This is a genomic window from Pseudomonas sp. SDO5522_S412, assembly GCF_054071215.1.
The window spans coordinates 19,505-27,771 of sequence record NZ_JBSVWQ010000068.1 but is presented as its reverse complement, the minus strand read 5'-3'; the positions used below and the strand labels follow the sequence as shown (position 1 = coordinate 27,771).

The 8,267-nt window shown below is 58.2% G+C and carries 5 protein-coding genes; all 5 read right to left on the bottom strand.

Annotated elements, in window-relative coordinates; translation table 11 throughout:
* Positions 1 to 133 precede the first annotated feature (133 nt).
* Entirely contained in the window at positions 134 to 1,015 is an 882-nt protein-coding gene (sucD, locus tag ACW9I6_RS16225) for a succinate--CoA ligase subunit alpha (protein ID WP_003210566.1), read from the bottom strand.
* The gene (sucC, locus tag ACW9I6_RS16220; protein WP_003210567.1) at positions 1,015 to 2,181 is read right to left on the bottom strand and encodes an ADP-forming succinate--CoA ligase subunit beta; all 1,167 of its coding nucleotides are present in this window, start codon (positions 2,179 to 2,181) and stop codon (positions 1,015 to 1,017) included. Before sucC ends, sucD begins: the two co-directional genes overlap by 1 nt.
* A gap of 214 nt (positions 2,182 to 2,395) precedes the next feature.
* Complete coding sequence (gene lpdA / locus ACW9I6_RS16215) at positions 2,396 to 3,832, bottom strand: dihydrolipoyl dehydrogenase (protein ID WP_003210568.1); 1,437 nt, start codon at positions 3,830 to 3,832, stop codon at positions 2,396 to 2,398.
* Between the two features lie 95 nt (positions 3,833 to 3,927).
* Positions 3,928 to 5,160, bottom strand: a complete 1,233-nt coding sequence (gene odhB / locus ACW9I6_RS16210) for a 2-oxoglutarate dehydrogenase complex dihydrolipoyllysine-residue succinyltransferase (protein WP_008434003.1) — start codon at positions 5,158 to 5,160, stop codon at positions 3,928 to 3,930.
* Positions 5,161 to 5,204: 44 nt separating this feature from the next.
* On the bottom strand, positions 5,205 to 8,036 hold the full coding sequence (locus ACW9I6_RS16205; protein WP_003210570.1) for a 2-oxoglutarate dehydrogenase E1 component: 2,832 nt from the start codon (positions 8,034 to 8,036) through the stop codon (positions 5,205 to 5,207).
* Between the last annotated feature and the right edge of the window lie 231 nt (positions 8,037 to 8,267).

Sequence of the window (8,267 nt, the reverse complement as noted above, 5' to 3'; positions counted from 1 at the left end):
CTCATGAGCTGACTGACACACCGCCTTCGCGAGCAAGCCCGCTCCCACAAGTTGATCTCCACCCACCGGCAGAAAGCACAAAGGCCACCCGAAGGTGGCCTTTGTGGGGTGAAGCGTCAGTTAAGCGCGAGGCTTACTTGACAGCCCAACCGGTCAGCTCGGACAAAGCCTTGCCGATGTCTGCCAGCGAACGCACGGTTTTAACGCCTGCGTCTTCCAGGGCAGCAAACTTCTCGTCTGCAGTACCCTTGCCGCCAGAGATGATTGCGCCAGCATGGCCCATGCGCTTGCCAGCAGGGGCAGTCACACCAGCGATGTAGGAAACAACCGGCTTGGTCACGTGTGCCTTGATGTAGGCAGCCGCTTCTTCTTCAGCCGAACCGCCGATCTCACCGATCATTACGATCGCTTCGGTCTTCGGGTCTTCCTGGAACAGCTTCAGGATGTCGATGAAGTTCGAGCCTGGGATCGGGTCACCGCCGATGCCGACGCAAGTCGACTGACCGAAACCGGCGTCAGTAGTCTGCTTGACAGCTTCGTAGGTCAGGGTGCCGGAACGGGAAACGATACCGACTTTACCTGGCAAGTGAATGTGACCTGGCATGATGCCGATCTTGCATTCGCCTGGAGTGATCACGCCTGGGCAGTTAGGGCCGATCAGGACTACACCCAGCTCGTCGCACTTAACTTTAGCGTCCAGCATGTCCAGGGTAGGAATGCCTTCGGTGATGCAAACGATCAGCTTGATGCCGCCGAATGCTGCTTCCAGGATGGAGTCCTTGCAGAAAGGAGCTGGAACGTAGATCACGCTGGCGGTGGCGCCAGTGGCAGCTACAGCATCTTTCACGGTGTTGAACACTGGCAGGCCCAGGTGCTCGGTGCCGCCTTTACCAGGAGTAACGCCACCCACCATCTTGGTGCCGTATTCGATGGCTTGCTGGGTGTGGAAACTACCTTGGGAACCGGTAATACCCTGGCAGATAACCTTGGTGTCTTTATTGATCAGGACGCTCATTATTTGCCCTCCGCAGCTTTGACAACTTGTTGAGCAGCGTCGGTCAGGCTGGTAGCAGCGATGATGTTCAAACCGCTTTCTGCCAGTACTTTAGCGCCCAGTTCAGCGTTGTTACCTTCAAGGCGCACAACAACCGGGATTTTAACGCCGACTTCTTTCACTGCACCGATGATGCCTTCGGCAATCATGTCGCAACGAACGATGCCGCCGAAGATGTTGACCAGTACTGCAGCGACGTTGGAGTCGGACAGGATGATCTTGAACGCTTCGGTAACGCGTTCTTTGGTGGCACCGCCGCCTACGTCGAGGAAGTTGGCTGGTTTGCCGCCATGCAGGTTGACGATGTCCATGGTACCCATGGCCAGGCCAGCACCGTTGACCATGCAACCGATGTTACCTTCCAGGGCTACGTAGTTCAGTTCGAACTTGGCAGCGTGCGCTTCGCGCGGATCGTCTTGCGACGGATCGTGGAAAGTCTTCAGCTTAGGCTGACGGTACATGGCGTTGGCGTCGATGTTGATCTTGGCATCGAGGCAATGCAGATCACCGTCAGCCTTGATCACCAACGGGTTCACTTCCAGCAGGGCCAGATCGTGATCCTGGAACAGTTTGGCCAGACCTACGAAGATCTTGGCGAACTGGGCAACTTGCTTGCCTTCCAGACCCAACTGGAATGCCAGCTCGCGACCCTGGAATGGCTGAGCGCCAACCAGTGGATCGATAGTGGCTTTCAGAATTTTTTCTGGGGTTTCTTCAGCGATCTTCTCAATGTCCACGCCACCTTCGGTGGAGGCCATGAACACGATGCGACGGCTCGAACGGTCAACGACAGCGCCCAGGTACAGCTCTTTAGCGATATCAGTGCACGATTCAACCAGGATCTTGGTGACTGGCTGGCCATTGGCATCAGTCTGGTAAGTCACCAGACGCTTGCCCAGCCACTGCTGAGCGAAGGCTTTGGCGTCTTCTTTGCTGCGAACCAGCTTAACGCCGCCCGCTTTACCGCGACCACCAGCGTGGACCTGGGCTTTGACAACCCACTCGGTGCCGCCGATTTTGTCGCAAGCTTCTGCTGCTGCTTCCGGGGTGTCTACTGCGTAACCCTTGGATACTGGCAGGCCGTATTCAGCGAACAGCTGCTTACCCTGATACTCGTGAAGATTCATGCTTATTACCGTCTTCGTTAGGTACTGCGCATTCGGCGCTGCGCTCTTTATTGAGTGCCGCGCCACCTGTGACTGCTGCTTGCACAGTCAAACCACCAAAGGCCTGAACCCTGGGTGGTGAAACTGCGCAAGACTGCGTCCAGCGGATATTCCGCGGTGAGTCTTGCGCACAAGGCTCACGACGGGCAACCGCCGTGGTTTCTTATTATCTCGCTTAGCGCTTCTTCTTGTTGGCGATGTGGATGGCATGGCCATTCACTGCCAACGCGGCTTCGTGCAGCGCTTCGGACAGGGTCGGATGGGAGAAAACCATCATGCCGATGTCTTCGGCGCTGGTGCCGAATTCCATACCGATTGCGCCTTGCTGAACCAGTTCTGCTGCGCCTGGGCCAATCACGTGGACGCCCAATACGCGGTCAGTCTTGGCATCAGCGATGACTTTGACAAAACCACCGGTGTCGTTGGCTGCCATGGCACGGCCAGAAGCGGCAAACGGGAAGGTGCCGACGTTAACTTCAACGCCTTCAGCTTTCAACTGCTGTTCGTTCTTGCCGACCCATGCAATTTCCGGGTGGGTGTAGATAACAGACGGGATCAGGTCGTAGTTCATCTGGGTCTTGTGACCCTTGATGCGCTCGACAACCATGATGCCTTCTTCGGAAGCCTTGTGCGCCAGCATCATGCCGCGAACCACGTCGCCAATGGCGTAGACGCCCGGCACGGTGGTAGCGCAGTGATCGTCAACGTGGATGAAACCACGCTCGTCGATGTTCACGCCGCTGTCGGAAGCCAGCAGGTCAGTGGTCACCGGACGGCGACCAACGGCTACGATCAGCTTGTCGAAAGTGATGGTCTGTTCGCCATCCTTGTCGGTGTAGGTCACGACAACTTCTTCGCCGTTAACCTTGGAACCGGTAACACGAGCGCCCAGCTTGATGTCCAGACCTTGTTTGGTCAGGGTTTTCAGCGCTTCTTTGGACACTGCGGTGTCGGCAGCCAGCAGGAACGTGTCCAGGGCTTCCAGCACGGTCACTTCGGAACCCAGGCGGGACCAGACCGAACCCAGTTCCAGGCCGATCACGCCAGCGCCGATCACGCCCAGACGTTTTGGAACCGCTTGGAATTCCAGGGCGCCGGTCGAATCAACGATCACGTTCTGGTCGACCGGAGCCGGTGGAATGTCGATTGGACGCGAACCTGGAGCCAGGATCACGTTCTCGGCTTCGATGATTTCGGTCGAACCGTCAGGCTTGGTGATTTCAACTTTCTTGCCGGCCAGCAGTTTGCCGTGGCCTTGCAGGGAAGTAACGCCGTTGGCCTTGAACAGGGTAGCAACGCCGGAAGTCAGGCCTTTAACGATGTTGGCCTTGCGGCCGACCATCGCTGGCACGTCCATGGTCACGCCAGCGTGGTTGATGCCGTGGATGGCAAAACCGTCTTGCGCTTCGTGGAATTTCCAGGAGCTGTCCAGCAGCGCCTTGGAAGGAATGCAGCCAACGTTCAGGCAAGTACCGCCCAGCGCCAGTTTGCCTTCCTTGTCGGTGTATTTTTCGATGCAAGCAGTCGAGAGGCCCAGTTGTGCGGCCTTGATGGCGGCAACGTAGCCGCCAGGGCCTGCGCCAATCACTACAACGTCAAATTTCTGCGACATGAAAAAAAATCCTCTTTAGCTAAAAGCTTCAAGCCGTGAGCCGCACTCCGGCCCGCCTCGCGGCAGACCGGGTGGTACGGCGCACCGCCGCTTTATCAGATATCCAGCAGCAGACGAGCCGGGTCTTCCAGCAGGTTCTTGATGGTCACCAGGAAAGTCACGGCTTCTTTACCATCGATCAGGCGGTGATCGTACGACAGCGCCAGGTACATCATCGGGCGGATAACCACTTGGCCGTTGATCGCCATAGGACGCTGCAGAATGTTGTGCATGCCCAGGATCGCAGCTTGTGGCGGGTTGACGATCGGAGTCGACATCATCGAACCGAAAGTACCACCGTTGGTGATGGTGAAGGTACCACCGGTCATCTCGTCGATGGTCAGTTTGCCGTCACGGGCTTTCTTGCCGAAGTTGGCGATGCCGCCTTCGATTTCAGCCAGGCTCATCAGCTCGGCGTTACGTAGAACCGGTACCACCAGGCCACGGTCGCTGGAGACGGCAACGCCGACGTCAGCATAACCGTGGTAAACGATGTCGCCGCCGTCGATGGAAGCGTTGACTGCCGGGAAGCGTTTCAGCGCTTCGGTGGCCGCTTTCACGAAGAACGACATGAAGCCCAGGCGTACGCCGTTGTGGGACTTCTCGAACAGGTCCTTGTACTTCGAACGCAGGGCCATGACTTCGGTCATGTCGACTTCGTTGAACGTGGTCAGCATCGCCATGTTCGACTGTGCTTCAACCAGGCGCTTGGCCACGGTGGCACGCACGCGGGTCATCGGTACGCGCTTCTCGGTGCGGTCGCCAGCGGCGAACACAGGAGCAGCGGCAGCCGGGGCGGCAGCCTTGGCAGGCGCAGCAGCTGGAGCGTTTTTCTTGGCTTCAACGGCGGCAACCACGTCTTCCTTGGTCACACGGCCATCTTTGCCGGTGCCCTTGATGGACGCCAGGTTGATGCCGTTTTCGTCAGCCAGCTGACGCGCAGCCGGTGCAGCGATTGGATCTTCGCCACCCGCAGCCGGTGCAGCAGCTGGAGCTGCGGCAGCAGCCGGTGCAGCAGCGGCGGCAGGAGCAGGAGCAGCGGCAGCAGCACCGCCCTCTTCGATCGAGCCCAGTACCTGGTTCGACAGGACGGTAGCGCCTTCTTCGGCAACGATTGCGCCCAGCACGCCGTCAGCTTCAGCCAACACTTCGAGCACGACCTTGTCGGTTTCGATGTCGACGATCAGGTCGTCACGCTTGACGGCCTCGCCTGGTTTCTTGTGCCAGGTGGCAACGGTGCCATCGGCAACCGATTCCGGGAATGACGGGGCTTTGATTTCGATAGCCATTATCTGTGGGTCCTTAAAATTCGGTTTCAGTCAGCGCGAAGGCGTTAAACAGTGAAAGCATCTTGCAGCAGTTTTTCCTGCTGCTCGGCGTGCATCGACGCATAACCACACGCAGGTGCAGCAGAAGCATCACGACCGGCGTACTCCAGGCCCAGTGCCTGTTTGTGATTGCCGATGCTGCGACGCAGATGATGCTGGCTGCTGTACCACGCGCCCTGGTTCATCGGTTCTTCCTGACACCACACCACATTGGTGAGGTTGGTGTAAGGCGCGATGGCCTCCATCAGGTCGTCTTCCGGGAACGGGTAAAGCTGCTCGATCCGCACGATGGCGATGTCTTCGCGGCCTTCGGCACGGCGTTTTTCCAGCAAATCGTAGTAAACCTTGCCGCTGCACAGGATCAGGCGAGTGACCTTGGCCGCGTCCAGGGTGTCGATTTCTGAAATAACGGTCTGGAACGAACCATCCGCCAGATCTTCCAGGGTCGAGATGGCCAATTTATGACGCAGCAGCGATTTCGGCGTCAGCACTACCAGCGGCTTGCGCAGCGGGCGGATCACCTGGCGACGCAGCAAGTGGTAGATCTGGGCCGGGGTAGTCGGCACGCACACCTGGATGTTGTGCTCGGCGCACAATTGCAGGTAACGCTCCAGACGGGCCGAGGAGTGCTCCGGACCCTGACCTTCATAACCGTGTGGCAGCAGCATGGTCAGACCGCACAGACGGCCCCACTTGTGCTCGCCGCTGGTGATGAACTGGTCGATAACCACCTGGGCACCGTTGGCGAAGTCGCCGAACTGGGCTTCCCAGATCACCAGCGCCTGAGGCGTGGTGGTCGAGTAACCGTATTCGAACGCCAGTACGGCTTCTTCGGACAGGAACGAATCGTACAGGTCGAAACGTGGCTGGCCTTCGTACAGGTTCTGCAACGGGATGTAGGTGCCCGCGTCTTTCTGGTTGTGCAACACAGCGTGACGGTGCGAGAACGTACCGCGGCCGATGTCCTGGCCGGTCATGCGGATCGGGTGACCTTCGAACGCCAGGGTCGCGTACGCCATGGTTTCAGCGTAACCCCAGTTGATCGGCAGGCCGCCGGCTTGCATCTTCTGACGGTCTTCGTAGATCTTCGCAACCTGGCGCTGTACGACGAAACCGTCTGGGATTTCCAGCAGCTTGGCCGACAGTTCCTGCAGGGTCTTCAGATCGAACGAGGTGTCGTGACGCGCAGTCCAGGCGTGGCCCAGGTACGGACGCCAGTCAACGAACAACTCTTTGTTCGGCTCTTTAACCAGGCTTTTCACGACATGCAGGCCGTTGTCCAGCGCGTTGCGGTATTCATCGATCTTCGCCTGAACACGTGCATCGTCCACCACGCCGGCCTTGATCAGGCTATCGGCATACAGCTCACGGGTGGTGCGCTGCTTGGTGATTTGCTGGTACATCAACGGTTGGGTGCCGCTAGGCTCATCCGCTTCGTTGTGACCGCGACGACGGTAGCAGACCAGGTCGATGACCACGTCACGCTTGAACTGCATGCGGTAATCGATGGCCAACTGGGTCACGAACAACACGGCTTCCGGATCATCACCATTCACATGGAGGATCGGCGCCTGGATCATCTTGGCAACGTCGGTCGCGTACTCGGTAGAGCGTGCGTCCAGCGGGTTGCTGATGGTGAAGCCCACCTGGTTGTTGATGACGATGTGAACGGTACCGCCGGTCTTGAAGCCGCGAGTCTGCGACATCTGGAACGTTTCCAGGACCACACCCTGACCGGCGAACGCCGCGTCACCGTGGATGGAAATCGGCAGGACCTTCTCACCGGTGGAATCGTTACGACGATCCTGGCGCGCACGTACCGACCCCTCGACCACTGGAGAAACGATCTCCAGGTGGGATGGGTTGAACGCCATGGCCAGGTGAACTTCACCGCCGGTGGTCATTACGTTGGACGAGAAGCCCTGGTGATATTTAACGTCACCGGAACCCAGCTCGACCTTCTTCTTGCCTTCGAACTCGTCGAACAGCTCGCGCGGGTTCTTGCCGAAGGTGTTGACCAGCACGTTCAAGCGGCCACGGTGGGCCATGCCGATCACGATTTCCTTGGTGCCGTAGGAACCGGAACGCTGGATCAGCTCGTCGAGCATCGGGATCAGGCTTTCGCCGCCTTCCAGGCCGAAACGCTTGGTGCCCGGGTATTTGGTGCCCAGGTATTTTTCCAGGCCTTCCGCTGCAGTGACGCGCTCGAGCAAGTGGCTCTTGACGTCCGCAGACAGCACCGGGCGACCACGCACGCCTTCAAGGCGGTGCTGGAACCAGTGGCGCTGCTCGGAATCAGTGATGTGCGTAAATTCGGCACCGATGGTGCGGCAATATGTCTGCTGCAACGCTTCGTGAATTTCGCGTAGGCTCGCTTCCTCTTTGCCGATGAACAGGTCGCCGGCACGGAAGGTCGTATCAAGATCGGCATTGGTCAAGCCGTAATGATTGATCGACAGGTCTGCAGGTGCAGGACGCTGCCACAGCCCCAGCGGGTCAAGCTGGGCTGCCTGGTGGCCACGCATACGGTAGGCCTGGATCAGTCGCAGTACTTCAACTTGCTTCTTCTCGTGCTCACTGCTCACGCTTGCGGCAGAAACCGGCTGGGCGCGGCGCTGGTTCTTTGCCAGCAGCACGAACTGATCGCGAATTGTTGCGTGCGATACATCGGTGGCAGCGTTGCCGTCTGAAGACAACGTCTGAAATTTGGTGCGCCATTCTTCTGGCACAGCGTTAGGGTCGTGCAGGTAGAGCTCATAAAGCTCTTCCACATAGGCAGCGTTACCACCTGAAAGATAGCCGCTGTTCCACATGCGCTGCATCACGCTTTCTTGCATGCTTGGTCACCCTCGATTTGGGGACACCACCGGCGAAAACACCGAGTTTGCTTGCAAAAGGCCAAGTGCAGCGACCAAAACAAGCCACTTAGGATCACGCTGATAGTTCGGGTACCAACCCGAATGCCCCTGCTTGTCTCATTTCTTCAAAATAAGAGCCGCGTCTTTGTAAGTCGCTGCTCAAGTTAAAACTACGGCGCCGGTTGAAGCCTGCGCCGTAGCATCTACGGG

Bases quoted from the DNA above. Each gene is read 5' to 3' on its own strand.
- sucD (WP_003210566.1), bottom strand. From the start codon at position 1,015: ATGAGCGTCCTGATCAATAAAGACACCAAGGTTATCTGCCAGGGTATT.
- sucC (WP_003210567.1), bottom strand. From the start codon at position 2,181: ATGAATCTTCACGAGTATCAGGGTAAGCAGCTGTTCGCTGAATACGGC.
- lpdA (WP_003210568.1), bottom strand. From the start codon at position 3,832: ATGTCGCAGAAATTTGACGTTGTAGTGATTGGCGCAGGCCCTGGCGGC.
- odhB (WP_008434003.1), bottom strand. From the start codon at position 5,160: ATGGCTATCGAAATCAAAGCCCCGTCATTCCCGGAATCGGTTGCCGAT.
- ACW9I6_RS16205 (WP_003210570.1), bottom strand. From the start codon at position 8,036: ATGCAAGAAAGCGTGATGCAGCGCATGTGGAACAGCGGCTATCTTTCA.